A 1269-nucleotide genomic window follows, 5' to 3' on the forward strand; every position below is an offset into this window, starting at 1 on the left:
AAGACTTTATGCTAATAAACACGACACGCAGCTACGACCATTCCGATTTTAAAAATGAATAGTTATTGGAGCATCCTTTCTAGGCTGCTTTTTATTTGCAGGAAATTATCTCCTTTTGTCGAATTATAGTGAAAGGAGATGGTATAAATGTATAAAGTAATAAAAGTTAGTGACCTTATGAGTGATCACTCGGTTAAGAAGTTTGAAGCTACAATAAATGAGTTAGCGTTAGAAGGTTGGAAGCTACAAAGTTTAACTCCGCAGATATATGAAGGTGGGACTGATTGCAACGTAGCTGTTTTTTATTTGGAAGAAAATTAAAAATTAGAAAAGCATCCATTCAAGGGTGCTTTTTATTTTGGAGAAAGAAGGGTGAGGGAATGGGTAAGGATGTTTGAATACAAGACAGAGGCACAGAAGAAGAAGTTCTATAGAACAGGTGATTGGAACAAGCTAAGGCTCGAAGCATTGGATAGAGACAACCATGAGTGCCAACAGTGTAAGCGTGAAGGCAGGGTGCATGTGGACTCAAAGAAGGTTGAAGGGGAACGTAAGAGTGTAGAGCTCAACGTTCATCATAAGTATGAGATTGAAGATTATCCGCAGCTGGCTTTGGTATTGGATAATCTCGAAACGGTTTGCTTGAACTGTCACAATAAGCTGCACAACAGAGTGTTTGGAGAACAGAAAAAGAAACGTTGGGATGATGAGATGTGGTAACACCCCCCGCCTTGCAAAGAGGCTATTTATATTTTACCTGGGGAGCGGGGAGGGGTGTTCTGTCGAGATTTTTAATCATTATTTCAAGTAAGGGGGGTGAAATCATGGCAGTTAAGCCAAAAAAGCTAAAGAAACAGCTTATGGAAAAAATTGATCAGACTGATTTGATGCAAGTTGAAAAAGTCGAAAGGTATATCAACCTCATAGAACTCTTTAATAGTTTGGATGGAGATGTTAAAAAACACGGTACCATGATTGAGGTAGTAAACGGATCTCAACAATTTAACAAACCGAACCCTGCAATTGCTGAAAAGGTAAAAATAAGCGCATCTTTATTGGCTATTGAAAAGGCATTCGAGTTTGACATTAAAGAGGAAACTCAGCATAGTGCTAGTGATTTAATTTGATTTCGAACAAATATGTTAGTGAATATATGGAGCTATACGAGTCAGGCAAAATTAAACTCAATAAAGATCGAATCCATAATGTTTTGGTTACGATAGCAGCATAGAATGATTGGGAGGAATGTTAGTTGATTAAGAAATACAC

Annotated in this window: 3 protein-coding genes; all 3 read left to right on the top strand. The window is 37.7% G+C overall.

All coding sequences use genetic code 11. The features are described 5' to 3' along the window. Window positions 1-147 precede the first annotated feature (147 nt). Complete coding sequence (locus N9I19_RS24790) at window positions 148-321, top strand: DUF4177 domain-containing protein (RefSeq protein ID WP_317779339.1); 174 nt, start codon at window positions 148-150, stop codon at window positions 319-321. Between the two features lie 69 nt (window positions 322-390). Next, the gene (locus N9I19_RS24795; protein WP_317779341.1) at window positions 391-720 is read left to right on the top strand and encodes an HNH endonuclease; all 330 of its coding nucleotides are present in this window, start codon (window positions 391-393) and stop codon (window positions 718-720) included. Between the two features lie 104 nt (window positions 721-824). Further along, entirely contained in the window at window positions 825-1127 is a 303-nt protein-coding gene (locus tag N9I19_RS24800; RefSeq protein ID WP_317779340.1) for a P27 family phage terminase small subunit, read from the top strand. Window positions 1128-1269: the final 142 nt, after the last annotated feature.

The organism is Peribacillus sp. CSMR9 (assembly GCF_033141925.1).
GTDB classification, from domain to species: domain Bacteria; phylum Bacillota; class Bacilli; order Bacillales; family DSM-1321; genus Peribacillus; species Peribacillus simplex_A.

Bases quoted from the DNA above. Each gene is read 5' to 3' on its own strand.
- N9I19_RS24790 (WP_317779339.1), top strand. From the start codon at position 148: ATGTATAAAGTAATAAAAGTTAGTGACCTTATGAGTGATCACTCGGTT.
- N9I19_RS24795 (WP_317779341.1), top strand. From the start codon at position 391: ATGTTTGAATACAAGACAGAGGCACAGAAGAAGAAGTTCTATAGAACA.
- N9I19_RS24800 (WP_317779340.1), top strand. From the start codon at position 825: ATGGCAGTTAAGCCAAAAAAGCTAAAGAAACAGCTTATGGAAAAAATT.